A 19,296-nucleotide genomic window follows, 5' to 3' on the forward strand; every position below is an offset into this window, starting at 1 on the left:
TCTAATTTTGAGTTTTATTCTAATTTCAGTTTACAGTTATTTGCTCTGATATTTACTTTTGATGAGGCTTTTTTAGATCCGAATTTTCCTTTTGAAATGGCTTTATTTCCATCCATTGTTTTATTCGATTCTAAATCGAAGGCGCTTGTTTTATCAAACTTAACGGCACGATGATTAATCTCATAGTCAAAGTTTGCTTTATTGCTGAAGCTTAAGCCTAAGTTACCAAATTTAGAGTCAAGCTTTACAAAGGAGAATAAGTAATCAACATTAAAAATGAACAAGTGGCCAAAACTGATATCGTAATCAACTTCTCCTCCCAATTGGCTGATGTCAAACTTAGATAGGCTTGACGATCCATAAAGTGATTCAATTTCCTTGATATCAAATTTATCTCGAGAAGATTTGATGTTCATATTATCTATGCTTCCAAGCTTATATTTTGAATCACGACTATCACCTGAAATTTTATTAGCCTCTTCAATATTAATTTCAGATCCGCCTATATTGAGTTCAACTTCATTAATCTTGCCAATTTTCAAAAAGCTGCTTGAGCGTAATTCAAAATTATTTTTCCCAGATAAATTTTCAGCAGTAAGTTCGCTATAGGTGAAGTCGAGCTTGATGTCACCAGAATGATTGGCAATAAATGATCGTGAATCCTTTAAAACTAAATCAAGCTTTGTATCTGAAGGAAGGTAAATCGTATAGTCGATTTTAACTTTACCTTTATTAAAAATGGAGTTGCTCAATTTCTTGAAGCTGAAAAAATCGCCAAAAATGGTTTTAGCAATAATTAAATCATCTCCTTCTGTCATATCGATCGAAATATTGTCGAGCATCGTTTGAGCCTTCTCGGCCTTATTTCCTTCTGCTGAAATTTCAATCTCAAATTTGATTTCATTTTTATCCCATGCCTTAAACTCAACTCGAGAATAGCGGGTGTCAATTTTTAAATTTGATGTAGCCGAAAATATTTTATCTACCTTTTTTGTCTTTAGTTCAGCTTTGGCATGTACGCTTAAACTGATGCTGATTATTGCGAGTAGGGTAAATTTTAAGAATAATTTCATGTGAGTATGTTTTAAATTAATGCAATCCCGATATCTATAGGGAGGAAGTCGCCAAATAATTATGTTTCTGTGTGGTATCTAAGTCTATGTTTGGCTCCTTTAATATCTTGATAATTTCGTTTTTCAATTGATATTTAATTTACAATTAGTATACCAAATTACCACTATAAGCCATCTTTATTTATCCGATGATCTTTCTCGATATTTATAATTCATCGAATAAATTTTTGGACTGCTGATTTTCAAAAATAAGAAGGCTTAACCAAAAATTAGTGTTTAGGTCGAGTTATCCTTCTGATTTTAACAAAGATTAATAAAAGGATGGCAAAAAATGCAGCTGTTCTGCCTAAGTAATCCCCATGTGTGGAATAGAAGGTTTTTCGAGAGAAGAGTTTTACCTCGCCGTTCATAATTGATTTCTCCCACCATTGAGTTTGTTTTTCGACTTCTCCTTTCGTATTGATAATTGCTGATACCCCATTGTTGGCAACTCTTACAATTTGTCTTCTGTTTTCTATGGCACGTAATCTTGAAAAATCGAAATGGTATTTATAACCCAAAGAGTTTTTCCACCAGCCATCATTGGTTATCATGCAAAAGAATCCGGGTAAGTTATTTACCCTTTGAGCACAATAGTCTCCAAAAACTGATTCAAAACAAACGATAGTAATAAGCTCTGTTGAGTCACTTGTTGTAAACGTATCGATTGTATTTCTATTGCTATAAGTACCATTGTAGCCACCAAGCTCCAATGAGTATTTTCCAAGGAAACTTAAGTACTGCACAAAGGGCATGCGTTCGAAAAGAGGAACCAGTTTCGTTTTGTGATAAAAGGTGGGTTTGTTATTCTTATCAATGAATAATGCAGAGTTAAAAGCCTCGTAATAATAGTCCTTTTCAGGATTGTATCGGCTGCCAGCAGGGATTTTATCAGCAAGTTTTAGGTAACTGTGTACTCCAAGTAAGAAGTCAGTTTTAGGATAAGCCTTTTGTAACTTGAGTAGTTTATTAAAAGCTTTTGACTCTGTAGGAGCTGCTTCATTTATTGCTTGAAGAATCATTGTCTCGGGTCCTAAAAATAAATCACACTCTTCTATCTGAAGAATTGAATCAGCTGTCTCAAAAAACGTATTGAGATGTTTTTCTTCATTTTCCGGATCGAATTTTTCGGTGTATGGATCGAGATTTGGCTGAATAAGAGAAAAGCTTTTGCTTGAATAAGGGATCTCTTCTTGACTGTATAGATAAAGAGAGCTGCTTATAGGTATAATAAATAGAAGCAGAGCTCCTGTTAAGTTTCTGATATTTCTTTTTCGAAACAGTTTAAATAGCACAATATTGGTGAGAATAAGCCATAAGCTACCACCACTTACACCTGTGTATTCGTACCATTGCACCATTCTAGGGTGAGCGGCAAAGGCATTTCCTAAATTGAGCCATGGCCAAGCTAGGTCCCATTGCGTGTGAAAATACTCAAAGCCCAATCCAATGATTAGGAAGGGAAAGAGGATAGAGATCTTAAGTTGTTTTCTCGTAATTGAAATCAGCCAAAAAACCGTAGCTTGAATGGCAGAATTGATGAGGATGATTAGTATAGATCCTAAAAGCTGAGCTTCGGACACCCACCAATAGGAAAGTGAATTCCATACAAGAAAAACTAAAAATGAGTAGTTGAAAAGCCAATAGGGGTTTTCTTGTTTATGGCTTTCCTCTTCTAGAATGAGGAGAGGTACGTATGAAAAGAATATGGTGAAAAAGAAAATAGAAAAAGTCCAGGGCATGGCTAATAAGAGTCCCGATAGTATTGCCAGTAGACTTGTTTTGTATTTCATGTTTTTTCCAATATTTATCTGAGATATGACTTGAATTAAGTGCTAAAAGTATGTTTTTACCAGATCAAAACATGATTTGATTGTGATTTTTATGAATTACATCTATTGTTTGAAGCTTAATATTGTTGTAAGTCTTGATATTGAAAAGGCTGTTGTATCTCTGCTAATTTATATTGAGCTAATGATTATTAAAAGATGTTAATTGTCCTAAATGATTAAGTGTGAGATTATTTTGTTTGTACCTAAACATTAACTTTGCGCTCTAGTTAACAATAGATTGATTAGTAAGGGTGAATTTGCTCAATTAAATATACCCATCTTCCTGAATAGGACATTCTCTATTAAATGATAGAATTCCATTTAAATACCGACACACTTTATATAAGTAACTGTATGAATAAGCTTATCTCAAAAAATAACTATCTAAGTTTTAAGCAACCTGGACTTTACCTTCTATTAGGCTTTGGAATCATCCTGTGTATACTCTATCTGTCACTTCTTAATGGGGAAAATAAAATGGCTAAGAATCTTTTAAGCGGAAAGATGGATTTGGTAGAACTAAAGATGAGTGATTTCTTTTCTTCGGCAGAAAAAGCCTTTATGATTTCTTATAAGCGAGGGAAATCAGGAGCGTATAAAAATCTGGACATAAAGGAACTTAATAAGCAATTTATACCTGTTCTCGAAGGCTATAAAGCAATTTCTTCAGTAGATATTGCCGATGAGAATGGGAATTGTTACTTATTAGAAAAATCTGGGGAGATTTATGTAAATATGATCACTAAAGAAGGCTCTACAACAATTGAACCACAAAGATATGAGTGGTCTAATTATAAAGGAAAGCTAAACCTGATTAGAAATAATAGACTGAATGATTTATATGATCCGCGATTGCGCCCTTGGTACAAAGGAGCACTTAAGTCTGAAGAAGAAGCTGTTTTTTGGACCAAGCCCTATCAATTTAATCCCAGTAAGATATTGGGAATCACGATCTCAAAAAAATGGAAAGATAAAAATGGAGAGATACATGTTATATCCTTTGATGTATCAATTTTCGATATTTCCAAATTTACCTCCCAAATGGAAATCTCCCCACATGGAAAAGCCTTTATTGTTACGGATGATGATCGCTTTCTTGGCTTGCCAAAAGATGACCGTTTTCAAGAGCAAAAAGATCATCTCAACTATCTTTTAATAGATGCCAATAGCCTTGGTATTCCTGAAATATCTGCAGCTAAAAAGGAATTTGGAAGTCATCAGGAGAGTAAGGAGCTCTATAGCTTTGATTTTAATGGAGAAAAATATTTTCTTAAAGTGAAACCCTTCATCTTGGGCGATAATCTCTTTCGAATTTGTATGTTGATACCTGAAAAGGATCTGACTGATGATATACAAAATCTCAATTGGTTTGTGATGCTAATAATTTTTGTCATTGCGCTAATGGCCATCTTTATGGTAAAGGCTTACCATAGCAAACTAAAAGCCAATCAATTGCTTTCAACTCAAAAACAGGAGCTCGAAGAAAAGAACCATGAAATTGAGGACAGTATTCGCTATGCAAAGCATTTACAAGAAGCCATTCTTCCTTCCTGTTCCATGATTAAAAACTTGTTTCCACAAAGTTTCCTTCTTTATAAACCCCGAGATATTGTTTCTGGTGATTTTTACTGGAAGCATTCTTTCGATAGGATGGTTTATTTTGCTGTAGCAGATTGCACGGGGCATGGTGTCCCCGGGGCTATGGTAAGTGTGGTTTGTGCCAATGCCTTAAATCGTGTTATTAAGGAATACGGCATTATTGCACCTGGAAAGATATTGGATTATGTGAAGGATCAGGTTGTGGATGCTTTTAGTCAAAGTGAAGATGGGGTTTCTGATGGAATGGATATCGCACTTTGTTGTATCGATCTTGAGATAAACAAACTTTGGTATTCGGGAGCCAACAACTCTCTTTATAGAGTTAGTCAGATGAAGAATGGAGGCAAAATACCAAAGAAGGCTATTACTGATACAAATAGAATCCTTTACGAATACCCTTCAACACGACAACCAATAGGGAAAGTCATAGAAACAAAAAAATTCAAAACACATGAGATTGAGCTTGAAAAAGACGACTGTATTTACCTTTTTTCAGATGGCTTTTCCGATCAGTTTGGAGGCCCCAAAGGGAAGAAGTACAAGAGTAAACCATTCAAGAACTTCCTGCTTTCAATCAGTGATAAATCAATGGGAGAGCAGAAATCTTTACTTGATGATGAGTTTGATGCCTGGAAAGGTGATGAGGAACAGGTCGATGATATTTGTATTATGGGGTTGAAAATATAGTACTCCCTCTCAGGCTTAATAGAAAAAATATCACTCTCAATGCAAGGAGCAAGAGGTATTCTCTATTTGTTGTATTAAAAGGACAAATGAAAAAGAACTTGTCTTGAACGATTGTTCCATGGACAAATCCTTTTTCTAGCGACATTAACTTAGTTTATATAACCAGTGATTCCTTAATTGCCCCGACAGGGCATTCTTTCATGCAACTGCCACAGTCATCACAACGATTGGGATTCACTTTGTATGGGCTGCCTTCTTCAATGGCTTTAAACGAACAAACATCTTTGCAAGTTCCGCACTCTATACAGTCGTCGGTAATGCGTACACCAGCAGGATTGAAGCTTGCACCACCAAATGCAAAACGAGTTCTTAGAATCTTGTGGTCCCGATTAACGCATTCAAAATCAAAATCAAATATTTCACCTTTGGCTTTATGTATGACGTAGTTTCCTTCTGCCATTGCTGGATACTTGTCGATGTCGGTTGCAGCTGCCATCAATGCTTTATTGTGTTTAGCCTTTTCCTTGATCACTTCTGCAGGTACATTCTTTATTTCACCTATGATTCGAAAACTATATCCTGTCGGAAAAACCGGTGTACCATCAGGAAGGTGTTCTAATATTCGCGTGTCGGAAACACCGCAAACCGTTATTTTGCCGGTTTCAGCCAGCTGCCTGCCAAATGGCTTGTTTGCCATAGTCCTAAAATAGATTCCTTCATCATCGAATCCGTTAAAATGTGCGACTCTTGAGTGTACCTCATCCTTGTATATGGTTGAAAATACCAATACCCCAATTTTGTCTGCGAAATTATATATGTCTTTTATATCCATGATTATGTTGTTTTTCTAAGATAACGAATTGTTATGATTTTATGCATGAAGTATACTAATGGAATTTTATAATATGACTTGACCTATACCTTTGATAAGAATGGAGGTGTGCCTTTTTTGTTGACATACCTCCTTGAAATTATCATTTCTTAAATGATACCTACAGCCAATAAGTTTTGAAAAATTAAGAGAACAAGCATAATTACAGCAGGGATACTTTTTTCCAATCGATGTTTTACCTTAATGTGTTGATAAATTGCCCCAATCATTAAGATAGATAGACCTAAATCAACCCATATGTCAATAAGAGAAACTTGCAAACCTATTGCTCCTATTACTTCCAGTGCTCCAACAATAAGAATGAAATAATTGGCAAAGCCAAATTCATCGAACTGATCCTGTATGGGTTTTACCCTGAATAGTTTGGGTACACCAGCGATTATGAACATGCCACTTAATACAATTTTTAATGTCTCGATCATGTGTTTTTATTTTTTTGGTAAAATTATGCACCTTTGCATAGCTGAGATGGTTGTTTTAAGAATATAGATGGTATTATTCTGCCACCTTGAAGATGAATAAATAAGAAAGTATGAAGTTACCTACTGTTTCCTTTGAGAATAGTTTTTTACAGTTTAAAGATCTGGATGTCGTCTCTATCGAGACAGTGATTCAAAGGGCAGGTGATCTGATCTTTAAACCTCATAAAAGTGATTTTTATGAAATTTTTTATTTTGAGAGTGGATCGGGGATGATGAATATTGATTTCAATAGTCATGAAATAGCTGCCAATAAGATTATCTATATTTCTCAGGAACCGGTTCACTGGTTGGAAAATATAAAGGATGTTAAGGGAACCATTATCATGTTTTCAGAAGATTTTGTACATCAGTTTAGCTCTTTTTATTTACCTTATTTTATTTGTGAACTAGGAGATAATCAGTGTGAGAGTGCTATTAAAAATCTAGTTGACTTAATTCTTAAGGAATTTAAAAAATCAGAATCAGATTCTATCCAGATTCAGGAGTATTTATTAAATGCCTTGCTTCTCTATCTGAATCGTAGTCAGCTTCCTGTGGATTTATCCAATCAGCATGATTATCAACTGTATTTTAAATTCAGGGAGTATGTTGATCAATTATTTGCTGTTAAGAAACAAATTTCGGATTATTGTTCCCTATTGGCTATTTCGGAACGGAAGTTACACAGGCTGAGTAAAAAGTATGCCGGGAAATCTCCTGGTAAACTTATTGAGGAAAGAGTTGTTTTGGAAGCTAAACGATTATTGTCTTATACAAGCCTAAGAAATAATGAAATATCAGATCAGCTGGGTTTTAGTGATGATTCGTATTTTATTAAATTCTTTAGGAAGCACATGGGTATGACCCCAAGATTATTTCAAACTCAATTTCAATCCAGTTCCCATACTAAAGATTAAGCTTAGGGCTCTCTTCCTAAGTGTTTTTTTCGAGGTATAAGGCATATGCCTAAGAATAATTGAAGATAAATAAGCTAACCAATAAGATATATGGCAAAAATACCTGACATTAAATTCAGAGAAGATAAGGCCAATGAGATAGGCTTTGAAATTATGACGCTTCAAAGCCTTTTGGATAGAGCGGAATCATTGGTGCATCCCATAAACCAATTGCACAGTATTCGTTTTCACCAACTGATGCTCATCTGCAAAGGAAATGGTTCCCATGTGGTGGATTTCGAAAACTATAAACTATCTGCTGGTGATTTGTTGTTTGTTAACATGGGACAGGTACATGCTTTTGCTGAGGAAGGAGAACGAGAAGGCTATATTATCCTTTTTACGGATGAATTTCTCAATAAAAATCTATCGCAGAGTGATTATTTGGCCTTCTACCGTTTCTTTGCCCTGAGCCTATATCCTCCCATAATCAGTTTCAACAATTCGGAATTAATGAATTTGATGCCCGTGATTCATGGCATGGAAAGGGAATTTAATCGTGAAGATAATTTTGCCAAGCTAGATATTGTAAGAAGTTTATTAAAGATACTACTACTATCAGCAGAACGAATTGCACGTCATAGCATTAAACAACCTCAAACCGCAGAATTCAAAACGTTCGTAGCCTTTCAGAAATTGTTGTCTAAGGAATATACCCAAACCCGTGATGCTAAAAAATATGCCATATCTCTTAATATCAGCTATAGGCATTTGAATGATGTTTGTAAAGAATTTACCCAAAGAACGGCTAAAACTGTTATCGATGATTTTGTAACTCTAGAGGCTAAAAGAAAACTTTCTCAAGTGGATCTTCCCATTAAAGAGATCTCCTATTTTCTTGGTTTTGATGAGCCCACTAACTTTGTGAAATACTTTAAAAAGCAGATTGGTACTTCACCCAAAATGTTTAGGGAACAATTGAGTGAATAAAGTCAAATAACACAGATTTACCATTTTTAGACTTTGATTCACCTTTATGCACCTGCCGCTTCATAATACATTTGCAGTATAAAATTATAACAATTAAAGCACATGATTATGAAGACAGTATTGATTACCCTGGGAATATTTGTGAGTTTGACTGCATGCAGTTCAAATGAAGATAAGGATGCGGTTTTAAGTAATAAAGAGAAGGCTGTAGCCGTATTGAATAGTATTGAAACTGGCGACCAGACCGCAATCGCTTATATTAATCCGAATAATTATACCCAACATAATCTTGGTATAGCTGATGGTTTGGCCGGATTTGGAGCTGCATTGCAGCAATTGCCTGAAGGAAGTGCGAAAGTGAATATTGTGCGTGCTTTTGAAGATGGTGATTATACTTTTACCCATACCGAATATAACTTTTTTGGACCCAAAGCAGGTTTTGATATTTTCCGATTTGAGGAAGGACAAATTGTTGAGCACTGGGATAACCTAAGTGTGATAACTGAGCCTAACTCAAGTGGCAGAACCCAGTTTGACGGGACTATTGAAATTAAGGATAAAGATAAAACGGCAGCCAATAAAAAATTGGTAGAGCAGTTTGTTAATACCATTTTGGTTCAAGGAAAAATGGATCAGTTGGGCAACTTCTTTGATGGTGACAATTATATCCAACACAATTCTGGTATTGCTGATGGTTTATCCGGATTGGGAAAAGCATTGGAAGAACTTGGCAAGATGGGGATTTCGATGATTTATAATAATGTTCATATGGTATTGGGCGAAGGCAACTTTGTATTGGTTGTGAGCGAAGGTCAATTTGGGGATGCCCACACATCTTACTACGATCTTTTTAGAGTCGAAAATGGTAAAATTGCCGAGCATTGGGATGTAATGGAAACGATCCGACCTGAGTCTGAGTGGCAGAACAAGAATGGTAAGTTTTAATATTATTTGATTGTAATAGTCAAGGGGCCAGTCGGTAAAACCGAACCAGCCCCTTTTTTCGTATATCATATTTTAGAATTCTCTGATTAAATTAAAGAATGGATTTTGCTTATCTGTCATTACTACCAGTTATTCTCGTTTTATTTATAGCTTTCATTACTCGAAAAGTCCTGCCTGCATTGTTGGGAGGGATATTGCTTGGTGTTGCGATACTAATTTATAAAGAAGAAAGTTTCAGCTATGGAATTAAGTGTTTTACCGATGTCTTATTCAATGGTTGGTCTGTGAAATCGCTTCTTTTCTGTTTTTTGATTGGAGCCTTTGTTTTTATTATTGAGGCTTCGGGTGGGGTAGAAGGTTTGGTTCACGATCTGACCGTGAAGAAGCAATTGGTTACTTCGGCTTGGTCCGCTCAATTATTGGCTTACCTGATTGGTTTGCTTCTGTTCATTGATGGAGTTAGTTCAATTGTCGTTGCCGGAGTAGCGAGTAGACCCCTATTTGATAAGTTAAATGTTTCAAGGCACAAACTCGCTTATATAATTGATTCTACAGCATCTCCTGTTGCCTGGTTGTTTCCGGTAAATGGTGCGGGGGCTTTTCTCATGGTTATGATTGGCAGTCAGATTTCTGCAGGTGTGATCGATGGAGAAGCTTTTGGTTTTATTCTATCGGCACTGCCTTTTCAGCTCTATGGTATTTTTTCCATTTTGCTTGTGGGGCTCGGTATCTTCTCTGGTAAGGAGCTGGCTGTCATGAAACGACAGGTTTCCTTTAGAGATGTTCAAGATAATGATACTCTTATTTTTAAAACAGATCTTCCGCAAGGAACCATAGCCAGGTCAAGGAACATGCTCTTGCCATTATTGCTTCTTCTGATCCTTAATTTTGGGATACTTTTCATTAGCGGTGAGGGAAGTCTGATAAAAGGAGATGGCGCAAGTGCATTGGCTTTAAGTGGCGTTTTGACACTGATTCTTACAGGACTGTTTTATCATAGGCAAGGACTCGCCGATTTTCGAAAATATTTGAAATGGTGTTTTCATGGGATGTCTGATTTTCTAGAAATAGTTATCATTTTGGCTTTGGCATTTACCATGAGTAATGTGATTAAGAGTTTGGATACGGGTACATATATCGCCAGCTTATGCGGAAATGTGAATGTGGCATGGCTGCCTCTTATTGTGTTTTTGGTGGGGATTTTAATTTCCTTTGCCACAGGAACCAGCGGAGGAACAGTTGCTATTCTGATTCCCATTACCCTGCCGCTTGCAGCCGGATTGGATGCCAATATCTCCTTGATTCTGGGTGCCATTATTTCGAGTGCAGTTTTTGGTGACCATTGTTCACCCATTTCCGATTCTACGATACTGTCTTCGATGATTGCTGAAATTCCTGTGATGGAACATGTCAGAACACAAATGCCCTATGCTCTGATTAGTGGATTTCTCTCAGTAATTGGATATTTGATGTTGGGCTTTATGATGTAGCTGATGAAATAATTTTGAATGAAATAAATAATAACCTGACGTTTTTTATAAGTTGTAACTCTTGTGAAAAAAGAGTTATGTCGAGTTTATAATTAAGTCCTATTTTTTATGCGTAAGGTTTACGCCCACAAGTATTAAGCAAATTGCTAAAATTTGACTGATTGTAATTTGATCGCCTCCAATAGTAATGCCCCAGAATAATGCAACAATAGGTATGAGATATGCAATTGATGCTGCAAAAATATGAGATGATTGTTTTATAAGCTGATTGTAAAAAATCACACCAAAAAAGGTTAAAACTGCCAAGAGAGCTAACATGCCAGCGCTTTTTGTGAAGTTTGGAGAATCTATAACGACACTCAGGTCGGTAGTTAATAGAAAGATTCCAGCCATAGGGCCAACGAATAAGAATGCTAAGGATGCAATTTCAATTCCATTGAGTTTGGGTAGAGTAAAACTGACAATATTGATACTTATGGCTACTGAAAGAATTGCCATAAACACATAAAAGACGCCCATGTATTGAGTGCTACCAAAGGAATCTCCCATAAGGACAATCATACAAGAGCCGACAAGACCCAAACCTATTCCAATAAGGGTGTTTCGATTTGATTTGCCTTTAAAAAATAGGATGGCAAGAACTAGTGTGATGCTAGGAAGCATTGCATTTAGCATGCCAGCCAAAGAAGAATTTATAAGGGTTTGAGCTTTGGCAAAGAAGAATGAAGGGCCTATGTTTCCAGCTATGCCAGAAAGTAATAAAGGCCCAATATTGTCTTTGTTTAGCTTCTTGAAGTTTTTAAATATAAGAGGAAGGAATAAGATAAATGATAGGAAAACCTGAAATGCTGCAACCTGACTATGTGTAAAACTCTTAAGTGCAATTTCTCTTAAAATATAGGGGCTGCCCCAAATGAAAGAAACTAATAGTAAGAATATCCAGTTTTTGTATTTTGCTTGCATTACCATCTAAATTATTGAATTAAGATACGTCGTCTTAAATTAGAATTTTTTAATTTTCATCCTCACATCCTCACATCCTCACATCCTCACATCCTCACATCCTCACATCCTCACATCCTCACATCCTCACATCCTCACATCCTCACATCCTCACATCCTCACATCCTCACATCCTCACATCCTCACCCTTCGACTCCGCTTAGGACACTGGATCAATGTATTATCTAGTCTTTGTCTTCTTCGAAAGCTTTATATTTTGCAGTAAGCGATGCAATCATCTCGCTAAATGAACTTACAGCAGCTAAAGTATCCTTTGAAACTTCTTTCTTTTGTAGGCGAAGCATTAGTATGCCATAAAGTGCAGTTAGGCATAGTTCGATATCATTGTTATTATCAGTGGCTTGCGATTTGGTTCTAAACTCGGCAATATGACCAGCTGATTTTTGAAATAAAGCGATATAAGCCACATCCTTGTTGTTATTAAGAAGGTGCAAGTGATAATCGAATAGTTCGTCAATATTGTTTTTGATGATTTGTAGGTGACCTTTTTCTTCGACCTTCTCAACCTTCATCATCTCTATTAGGTTTTCATACCATTCCTTAATTTCTATTTGCTTCTCTTCTGGTTGTTGGAAATGTTGAAGAACGGCTTCTGTAATAGCAGTGATATCGAATTTGTAAGCTCTGATAAGATCTTCGATTTGCCACATGTACAGGATATATTCTGCTAAATTGGTCTTTCTTTTCTCTTGTGCTATAATCATCTTTGGGATATAAATATTTATTAATTCGTTTCGATTATCTATTTAATCGATGTCTTTAAGCTTGTCAATCATTCGCCTATCGTGCTTGGTAGGTCTACCAATACTTCTATCTCTTTTTTCAAAGCCAAAGTTTTTGGTTGCATCAAGTAAATTGAGTTGATCTTGAGCTGTAACATCTTTCACAAAATCGACTGCGAGTTTAGCAGACATTCTTTTTCCAGAAATATCAAGAACTTTATATGATCGCGTAATAGGAGGAACTCTTAAACTTATAATCTCGTTTAGTCTGACTTCACGTGATGGTTTAATAGTAACACCATTAATCGTAACTTTTCCTTTCTTGCAAGCTTCGGATGCCATACTTCGCGTTTTGAAAATACGAACAGCCCAAAGCCATTTGTCAATTCTTACCTTATCGTTCATAGTGAGTTTCTATTATGAGGTAATTAGGAATATTATTAAGTCTTATTCAGCAGCTTCATCCTTAGCTTTTTTAGGCTCTTTTTTTGTGTTGTAAGCTGTCATTGTGCGTTGCACACCTATCGTACTTATACCTTTAATCATATTGATACTGATTTTGTATAATTCAGGTAGTTTTTCGAGCTCTTCTTCTGACCATTTTCCTAGTACATAGTCAATCTGTTTTCCTTTACTAAAATCAGCTCCAATGCCAAAGCGTAATCGGGTATAGTTTTGATGCCCTAATGTTTCGTTGATGTGTTTTAATCCATTATGTCCGGCATCACTGCCTTTGGGACGTAGACGAAGTGTTCCGAATGGCAGAGCCAAGTCGTCAACCAAAATCATCATATTTTCAAGAGGGATGTTTTCTTTTTGCAGCCAATAGTTTACAGCCTTACCGCTGAGGTTCATATAAGTGCTCGGTTTTACAAGAATAAACTGTCGGCCTTTGAATTTGTATTCTGCAATGGCTCCGTAACGACCATCTTTAAATTCGATTTTAGCTGTTTCGGCCAAGGCATCTAAGATTCTAAAACCAACATTATGGCGGGTGTGATAATATTCAGGTCCAATATTTCCAAGCCCAACAATTAAATACTTCATATCAGCGTTTTTTTCTGAATTATTGGCTTTTTCTCTTTTGAATAAATCTGTGATAAACTTAAACATATTGCTAGTCATTTGAGAGAAGAATGAAGGCCAATTTAATCAATAGTTTTTGATCTTTTATACTTGATCAAGTAGTTCATTCTTAGAATGAACAAAAGGGTAAATTGGTTTTAAAAATAAAACTCCCAAGCATAAGGCTTGGGAGCTTGTATTTTTCGCTAATACTTGTATTAGCAAGCTTTTTGGAAATATTATTCCCCTCCAGCCATTGCAGCAGCACGAGCAGCTCTTGTAAGTTTAACTTGAACAACTACAGCACTCTTAGAGTTCAATAGCTCAAGGTTCTCAAAAGATAAAGCTCCAACTTGGATACTCTTACTTAATCCTAGATCTGTTACATCAATTGAAAGAGACTCAGGAAGATCCTTCATCATAGCTTTCACTTTAAGTTTTCTTAGGTTTACAGCAAGTTTACCACCTGATTGTACACCAACTGCGAAACCTTCAACTTTAACAGGAACTTCAACTTCGAATGCTTTATCTTCAGTTACCTGGAAGAAGTCAACGTGAAGAGCCTTATCAGATACAGCGTGAAACTGAACGTCTCTCATTACTGCAGTAACTACTTTACCTTCAATATCAAACTTAACGATGAAAGTTTCTGGAGTGAAAAGTAATTTGTTAAGTGCTTTTTCGCATACAGCAAAGTGAATGTTTTCTGCACCACCGTAAAGCTCACAAGGAACTAATTCTTCTTTACGTAAAGCTTTAGTTGCTTTTTTTCCTAGATCTGTTCTTAATGAACCTTTTAATTCTAAAGTTTTCATTGTACTTTTTTTGTTATGCTACTCAATATAAAAATCATCACCCTTGGTAAGCAGGCTCAATTCATATCCCATCACACGATTATAAATAGTAATACCAAAATTCGCCGCAAATATATTAATTAAATAATAAAGTTTGAGCTAATTGACTCGTTATTATAAACATTAAGGATTGTTTCTGCAAAAATGTTAGCAATCGTTAATGTTTTAATTTTTTCACTTCCTCCATTCAATTGGATTGAATCGGTGAAAAGAACTTCTTCAAGTGCTGATTCTTCGATTCTTTCGTGTGCTGGCCCTGAAAGAACAGCATGAGATGCAATGGCTCTAACACTTAATGCACCTTTTTCTTTTAGCATGTTGGCAGCTTTTGCAATAGTACCTGCAGTGTCAATCATGTCGTCAACAATAACAACATTCTTGCCTTCAACATCACCAATAGCAGTCATTTCGCCCACTACATTTGCTTTTACTCTTTTTTTGTGACAAATAGCAAGACCTGCATTTAGGTACTTAGAATATGCATTTGCTCTTTTACTTCCACCCATGTCTGGAGAAGCAATTACTAAATTCTCAAGATTTAATTCCTTGATGTATGGTAATAATACAGATGATCCATACAGGTGATCAACAGGAATATCAAAGAAACCTTGAATTTGATCTGCATGTAAGTCCATAGTCATAACACGGTCTACACCAGCAGCTACTAATAAGTTAGCAACTAGTTTTGCCCCGATAGCTACTCTAGGACGATCTTTTCTGTCCTGACGAGCAAATCCGAAATATGGCATTACAGCACATACTTTATAAGCTGATGCTCTTTTGGCAGCATCAATCATCATTAAAAGTTCCATTAAGTTGTCAGCAGGAGGAACAGTAGATTGAACGATAAACACGTGAGCTCCACGAACTGTCTCTTCATAAGCAACTTCAAATTCACCATCACTAAAGTTAATGATGCTTGAATCACCGATCTCTAGTCCGGCTGCTTTAGCAATTTGGGCTGCTAATTTTTCACTCTTTGAACCTGCGAAAATTTTAATTGGGGCATTCATAATTTGGTTGTTTTTTACTGATGTTGTAAGTGACATTAGTGCTATAATTATTGAATTGTTTGAAGTTCTATAATCTGCACTAAGAAAACGATGGTGCAAATTTAAGAATATAAACTCGTTTTTTATAAAAATAAGAACGCAAATGTTGTATTTGTTCTCTTGTAATTGAACGACTTAATTGATCGTCGTTTATAATGAAAAAAGAAGATTTCGCAGGGAAATCTTCTTAGGTCTTATTCTTATTTGAAGCTGACAATCTTATTTGTTTCTTCTATAAATTTTAAAATTTCTTCTTGTCCCATTCCGGATGAGGCGGAACTGATGACATAAGGGGGCATTTCTTCCCATCTTACTAACATCTGTTGTTTATAAGACTCAATACTATCGGCTAGTTTTCTCTTGGTAAGTTTATCAGCCTTTGTGAAAATAATAGAGAAGGCAATCTCCTTACCATTTAACCACTCCATAAAGTTGAGGTCGATTTGTTGCGCGTCGTGACGAGCATCGACCAAAACGAAAAGGTTGACTAGATTTTCACGGCTTTCGATATAGCTGTAAATAATTTTGCTGAAACCACTTTTTAGGTGTTTCGAAACTTTAGCATAACCGTATCCTGGAAGATCGACCAAATACCATTCCTTATTAATTTTGAAATGGTTCACGAGTTGGGTTTTTCCCGGTTTTCCTGAAATTTTAGCTAAATTTTTGTGATTGGTTAGCATATTAATCAGGGATGATTTCCCAACATTCGAACGTCCAATAAAAGCATACTCTGGCATATTTGCTTTAGGGCATCTTGTTACGTCGCTGTTCGAAATAATAAATTCGGCTGTATTGACCTTCATATTCTATATTTTTTTGCTCGGCAAAGTTAATCAGAATCTAGCTTAATCTAAATATTGATAGTTATATTATTGATTGACTCTCTAAATTTGATGAAGAGACTCATGTTTTCTATTATATATAGCAAGCTTTTCTTACTGAATAAAAACTTCGAGAAGCTTTGTGTTCGTATTTGGCTTCAGTTTTAAATTCTTTAAACTAGCAGGAATTAACACGGTTTCTCCCTTTGTCAATGAAACTGATTCTTCATCTTCAACTTGAATTTCGCAACTTCCTTCAAGGCAGATATAGATTACAAATGAATCGAGTTGGAAATAATCCTTTTCAATTGTTTTATCGAACTCCAAAATGTTAGTTGTGAAAAAAGGACATTTTACGATCTCAGAACTTTCATTGATTTTAGATTCAAAATCAGTTCTGTATTTTTTCTCGAAAGTGTAATCCAATGCTTCCTTCGCCAGATCAAGATGAAGTTCACGTGTCTGTCCTGTTGTATCATGTCTGTCCCAATCGTATATACGATAAGTAATGTCTGATGTTTGTTGAATCTCGGCAAAAAGAACACCTTTCCCAGTGGCGTGAATTCTACCAGCAGGAATCAAATAACAACTATTTGCTTCTGCTTTCTCTTTATTAATAAGCTCAGACAGATTTCCATTTTGAATCGAATCAAGAAATATATTTTTATTCACGGGCTGGTTGAAACCTAAAAGAAGCTCTGAGTTTTTTTCAGCGTCAATAATATACCACATTTCAGTTTTCCCATATGCCTTATGCTTCTCAAGAGCAAATTCATTATCTGGATGAACCTGAATGGATAAATTTTCATTAGCATCTATAAATTTGATTAGTAAGGGGAATTCGAGACCAAATTGATCGTAAATTTTGTCTCCAACCAAATCACCCATATAAACTTCAATTAGTTCTTCTAAATCGTTTCCTTCAAGAAAACCATTCTTTACAAGGGAAAGATCACCTTCTAAACCTGATATTTCCCAACTTTCACCGACTTTATTAGCAGGATTAAATTCTTTGTTAAGAATTGTGTTTAAACGGTTTCCTCCCCAAATTTTTTCTTTGGGTATTGATGTGAATTTTAAAGGATATAAGTTCATAAAGACTAATTTGGAATATGTGGCTTAGATAATATATGTTTATCTAATAATATGAAATAACTATATTGCTGAGACATTTTTAATCAGGTTCAATTTTCAAATGAATTTGATTTTTTGACCTAAATGTAAAGACTTAGAACAATTTATTGAACTATAAAACTCAGCATAAAATTTGTATCTTTGCGACGCAAAATTAGTGCAAATTTATAATATTTGATTTAAATACCATTTCACATGTTAATAATTGGAATAGCAGGAGGTACAGGTTCGGGTAAAACAACCGTTGTGAGAAAGATAATTGAGCGTTTACCTAAGGGAGAGGTTGCCGTATTACCTCAAGATTCCTATTACCGAGATAGTAGTCATTTGCCATTGGAAAAGCGTCAGGAGATCAATTTTGATCATCCTAATTCAATTGAATTCGAGCTTTTGCAAGAACATTTAAAGCAATTGAAAGCAGGTCTTGTCATTGATCAACCTATTTATTCATATTTAACTTGTACCCGTTCGGAAGAAACAATTCCTGTGCAACCAACTGAAGTGGTTATCATTGAAGGTATCTTGGCTTTAACTCAGCCTGAATTGCGTGATTTAATGGATATTAAAGTATTTGTTGATTGTGATGCAGATGATAGATTGAACCGAGTCATCAAGCGTGATATTGTTGAACGTGGCCGTTCCGTAGATAAAGTTTTAGCTCGCTATGAGGATGTTCTGAAACCGATGCATTTGCAGTTTATTGAGCCAACCAAACGCTATGCCGATATCATTGTTCCACAGGGTGGCAATAATCATGTAGCTATTGATATTTTAACTCAATTTATTCAAAAGAACTTAAAAGTGAGTGTTTAATTAATCACTCAAAGACATATATCGTTTAAAGAGGAGATTTTGTTATGATCTCCTTTTTTTATAGATTTAATTTTCATTTATGATAAATTATTGATTATGCTTGATGATATTAAAATAGAAGATTTACTTTTTATCGATATTGAAACGGTTTCAGGTGAAGCTGACTTTGATAAAATAAGTCCCAAGTTGCAAGACTTATGGGAGAAAAAGTCTAACTATTTTAGAGATGAAGAGCAAACGGCTTCAGATGTTTATGGCAGAGCTGGAATTTATTCTGAATTTGGGAAAGTTGTGTGTATCTCAACAGGTGTAATTGTTAGGCAGGCAGGAGAAAAGCATTTTAAGGTTAAATCTTATTACAGTCATGATGAAAAACAATTGTTGGCTGATTTTGGAGAGATGCTTGATCGTTTTTGCTCAAAGCCAACAAAGAATCTTTGCGCTCACAATGGTAAAGAATTTGATTTCCCTTATATCGCACGCAGAATGTTGATTAATGGATTGAAATTACCCAAAGCTCTAAATATAGCTGGGAAGAAACCCTGGGAAATCAAGTTTATTGATACCATGGAGCTATGGAAGTTTGGCGACTACAAGCATTATACCTCTTTGGCTTTGTTATGTGAGATTTTTAATATTCCAACGCCAAAAGATGATATTGATGGATCAATGGTCGGTCAGGTTTATTGGGAGGAAGATGATTTGGAGCGCATTGCTATCTATTGCGAAAAGGATATTTTGGCAACCGCTCAGTTATTTTTACGATACAAAGGTGAAGGTCTGATACCTGAAGTAAATTTCGAGAGGGTATCAATTTAGTATCATAATCTGTGCAATATTTTGCTTATTTTCGTGTTTAAAATATTAGTGTTGAAACGAAAATTAGTTTTAAAGCTTAAATATAT

19 protein-coding genes are annotated in these 19,296 nt (G+C 35.5%); 7 read left to right on the forward strand and 12 right to left on the reverse strand.

From position 1 onward, the window contains the following. Nucleotides 1-14: 14 nt before the first annotated feature. Nucleotides 15-1,073, reverse strand: a complete 1,059-nt coding sequence (locus ACXR6G_RS10500; RefSeq protein WP_458361380.1) for a hypothetical protein — start codon at nt 1,071-1,073, stop codon at nt 15-17. Between the two features lie 269 nt (nt 1,074-1,342). After that, complete coding sequence (gene lnt, locus ACXR6G_RS10505; RefSeq protein ID WP_458361381.1) at nt 1,343-2,905, reverse strand: apolipoprotein N-acyltransferase; 1,563 nt, start codon at nt 2,903-2,905, stop codon at nt 1,343-1,345. 393 nt (nt 2,906-3,298) lie between these two features. On the opposite strand from lnt, the gene ACXR6G_RS10510 reads away from it, so the two are divergent. Further along, nucleotides 3,299-5,230: a SpoIIE family protein phosphatase gene (locus ACXR6G_RS10510; protein ID WP_458361382.1), complete on the forward strand. Its 1,932-nt coding sequence runs from the start codon at nt 3,299-3,301 to the stop codon at nt 5,228-5,230. Nucleotides 5,231-5,384: 154 nt separating this feature from the next. Here ACXR6G_RS10510 and ACXR6G_RS10515 read toward each other — a convergent pair whose 3' ends face one another. Both ACXR6G_RS10515 and ACXR6G_RS10520 read right to left on the reverse strand, forming a co-directional pair. Then, the gene (locus ACXR6G_RS10515; RefSeq protein ID WP_458361383.1) at nt 5,385-6,062 is read right to left on the reverse strand and encodes a 4Fe-4S binding protein; all 678 of its coding nucleotides are present in this window, start codon (nt 6,060-6,062) and stop codon (nt 5,385-5,387) included. 149 nt (nt 6,063-6,211) lie between these two features. Then, the gene (locus tag ACXR6G_RS10520) at nt 6,212-6,544 is read right to left on the reverse strand and encodes a DoxX family protein (RefSeq protein ID WP_458361384.1); all 333 of its coding nucleotides are present in this window, start codon (nt 6,542-6,544) and stop codon (nt 6,212-6,214) included. Between the two features lie 110 nt (nt 6,545-6,654). Here ACXR6G_RS10520 and ACXR6G_RS10525 point away from each other — a divergent pair, with 110 nt between their 5' ends. The 4 genes from ACXR6G_RS10525 (at nt 6,655) to ACXR6G_RS10540 (ending at nt 10,904) form a co-directional block, all read left to right on the forward strand. Next, nucleotides 6,655-7,500, forward strand: a complete 846-nt coding sequence (locus ACXR6G_RS10525) for an AraC family transcriptional regulator (protein ID WP_458361385.1) — start codon at nt 6,655-6,657, stop codon at nt 7,498-7,500. A 90-nt stretch (nt 7,501-7,590) separates the two neighbouring features. Then, entirely contained in the window at nt 7,591-8,469 is an 879-nt protein-coding gene (locus tag ACXR6G_RS10530; RefSeq protein WP_458361386.1) for an AraC family transcriptional regulator, read from the forward strand. A gap of 108 nt (nt 8,470-8,577) precedes the next feature. After that, nucleotides 8,578-9,414 (forward strand): nuclear transport factor 2 family protein, encoded by an 837-nt coding sequence (locus ACXR6G_RS10535; RefSeq protein ID WP_458361387.1) that lies wholly within the window; start codon nt 8,578-8,580, stop codon nt 9,412-9,414. A 182-nt stretch (nt 9,415-9,596) separates the two neighbouring features. Then, nucleotides 9,597-10,904 carry a Na+/H+ antiporter NhaC family protein gene (locus tag ACXR6G_RS10540; RefSeq protein WP_458361388.1) on the forward strand — a complete coding sequence of 436 codons (1,308 nt, stop codon included), beginning with the start codon at nt 9,597-9,599 and terminating at the stop codon, nt 10,902-10,904. Between the two features lie 99 nt (nt 10,905-11,003). Here the strand turns inward: ACXR6G_RS10540 and ACXR6G_RS10545 are convergent, their stop codons facing one another. The 8 genes from ACXR6G_RS10545 to ACXR6G_RS10580 form a co-directional block, all read right to left on the reverse strand. Further along, the gene (locus ACXR6G_RS10545) at nt 11,004-11,867 is read right to left on the reverse strand and encodes a DMT family transporter (RefSeq protein WP_458361389.1); all 864 of its coding nucleotides are present in this window, start codon (nt 11,865-11,867) and stop codon (nt 11,004-11,006) included. A 224-nt stretch (nt 11,868-12,091) separates the two neighbouring features. After that, on the reverse strand, nt 12,092-12,631 hold the full coding sequence (locus ACXR6G_RS10550; protein ID WP_458361390.1) for a DUF4924 family protein: 540 nt from the start codon (nt 12,629-12,631) through the stop codon (nt 12,092-12,094). A gap of 42 nt (nt 12,632-12,673) precedes the next feature. Continuing rightward, nucleotides 12,674-13,054 carry an RNA-binding S4 domain-containing protein gene (locus ACXR6G_RS10555; RefSeq protein WP_458361391.1) on the reverse strand — a complete coding sequence of 127 codons (381 nt, stop codon included), beginning with the start codon at nt 13,052-13,054 and terminating at the stop codon, nt 12,674-12,676. A 42-nt stretch (nt 13,055-13,096) separates the two neighbouring features. After that, nucleotides 13,097-13,762, reverse strand: coding sequence for an aminoacyl-tRNA hydrolase (gene pth / locus ACXR6G_RS10560; RefSeq protein WP_458361392.1), 666 nt, complete (start codon nt 13,760-13,762; stop codon nt 13,097-13,099). 191 nt (nt 13,763-13,953) lie between these two features. After that, nucleotides 13,954-14,529 carry a 50S ribosomal protein L25/general stress protein Ctc gene (locus ACXR6G_RS10565; protein ID WP_458361393.1) on the reverse strand — a complete coding sequence of 192 codons (576 nt, stop codon included), beginning with the start codon at nt 14,527-14,529 and terminating at the stop codon, nt 13,954-13,956. Between the two features lie 119 nt (nt 14,530-14,648). Further along, nucleotides 14,649-15,617 (reverse strand): ribose-phosphate pyrophosphokinase, encoded by a 969-nt coding sequence (locus ACXR6G_RS10570; RefSeq protein ID WP_458361394.1) that lies wholly within the window; start codon nt 15,615-15,617, stop codon nt 14,649-14,651. 203 nt (nt 15,618-15,820) lie between these two features. Next, entirely contained in the window at nt 15,821-16,426 is a 606-nt protein-coding gene (gene yihA, locus ACXR6G_RS10575) for a ribosome biogenesis GTP-binding protein YihA/YsxC (protein WP_458361395.1), read from the reverse strand. Between the two features lie 132 nt (nt 16,427-16,558). Then, entirely contained in the window at nt 16,559-17,539 is a 981-nt protein-coding gene (locus tag ACXR6G_RS10580) for a type I phosphomannose isomerase catalytic subunit (protein ID WP_458361396.1), read from the reverse strand. A 234-nt stretch (nt 17,540-17,773) separates the two neighbouring features. Between ACXR6G_RS10580 and udk the strand changes: the two genes are divergently transcribed. Both udk and ACXR6G_RS10590 read left to right on the forward strand, forming a co-directional pair. Continuing rightward, a complete protein-coding gene (udk, locus tag ACXR6G_RS10585; protein ID WP_458361397.1) occupies nt 17,774-18,391 on the forward strand; it encodes a uridine kinase in 618 nt (205 codons plus the stop codon). A 96-nt stretch (nt 18,392-18,487) separates the two neighbouring features. Beyond that, nucleotides 18,488-19,210, forward strand: a complete 723-nt coding sequence (locus ACXR6G_RS10590) for a 3'-5' exonuclease (RefSeq protein ID WP_458361398.1) — start codon at nt 18,488-18,490, stop codon at nt 19,208-19,210. Nucleotides 19,211-19,296 lie beyond the last annotated feature (86 nt).

The sequence above is a fragment of the Ancylomarina sp. YFZ004 genome (genome assembly GCF_054254355.1).

Excerpts from the sequence above, each read along its gene's own strand:
- ACXR6G_RS10525 (WP_458361385.1), top strand. The coding sequence starts at position 6,655 with ATGAAGTTACCTACTGTTTCCTTTGAGAATAGTTTTTTACAGTTTAAA.
- lnt (WP_458361381.1), bottom strand. The coding sequence starts at position 2,905 with ATGAAATACAAAACAAGTCTACTGGCAATACTATCGGGACTCTTATTA.
- udk (WP_458361397.1), top strand. The coding sequence starts at position 17,774 with ATGTTAATAATTGGAATAGCAGGAGGTACAGGTTCGGGTAAAACAACC.
- ACXR6G_RS10535 (WP_458361387.1), top strand. The coding sequence starts at position 8,578 with ATGAAGACAGTATTGATTACCCTGGGAATATTTGTGAGTTTGACTGCA.
- ACXR6G_RS10530 (WP_458361386.1), top strand. The coding sequence starts at position 7,591 with ATGGCAAAAATACCTGACATTAAATTCAGAGAAGATAAGGCCAATGAG.
- ACXR6G_RS10550 (WP_458361390.1), bottom strand. The coding sequence starts at position 12,631 with ATGATTATAGCACAAGAGAAAAGAAAGACCAATTTAGCAGAATATATC.
- ACXR6G_RS10510 (WP_458361382.1), top strand. The coding sequence starts at position 3,299 with ATGAATAAGCTTATCTCAAAAAATAACTATCTAAGTTTTAAGCAACCT.
- pth (WP_458361392.1), bottom strand. The coding sequence starts at position 13,762 with ATGTTTAAGTTTATCACAGATTTATTCAAAAGAGAAAAAGCCAATAAT.
- ACXR6G_RS10555 (WP_458361391.1), bottom strand. The coding sequence starts at position 13,054 with ATGAACGATAAGGTAAGAATTGACAAATGGCTTTGGGCTGTTCGTATT.
- ACXR6G_RS10545 (WP_458361389.1), bottom strand. The coding sequence starts at position 11,867 with ATGCAAGCAAAATACAAAAACTGGATATTCTTACTATTAGTTTCTTTC.
- ACXR6G_RS10570 (WP_458361394.1), bottom strand. The coding sequence starts at position 15,617 with ATGTCACTTACAACATCAGTAAAAAACAACCAAATTATGAATGCCCCA.
- ACXR6G_RS10520 (WP_458361384.1), bottom strand. The coding sequence starts at position 6,544 with ATGATCGAGACATTAAAAATTGTATTAAGTGGCATGTTCATAATCGCT.
- ACXR6G_RS10580 (WP_458361396.1), bottom strand. The coding sequence starts at position 17,539 with ATGAACTTATATCCTTTAAAATTCACATCAATACCCAAAGAAAAAATT.
- ACXR6G_RS10515 (WP_458361383.1), bottom strand. The coding sequence starts at position 6,062 with ATGGATATAAAAGACATATATAATTTCGCAGACAAAATTGGGGTATTG.
- ACXR6G_RS10565 (WP_458361393.1), bottom strand. The coding sequence starts at position 14,529 with ATGAAAACTTTAGAATTAAAAGGTTCATTAAGAACAGATCTAGGAAAA.
- yihA (WP_458361395.1), bottom strand. The coding sequence starts at position 16,426 with ATGAAGGTCAATACAGCCGAATTTATTATTTCGAACAGCGACGTAACA.
- ACXR6G_RS10590 (WP_458361398.1), top strand. The coding sequence starts at position 18,488 with ATGCTTGATGATATTAAAATAGAAGATTTACTTTTTATCGATATTGAA.
- ACXR6G_RS10500 (WP_458361380.1), bottom strand. The coding sequence starts at position 1,073 with ATGAAATTATTCTTAAAATTTACCCTACTCGCAATAATCAGCATCAGT.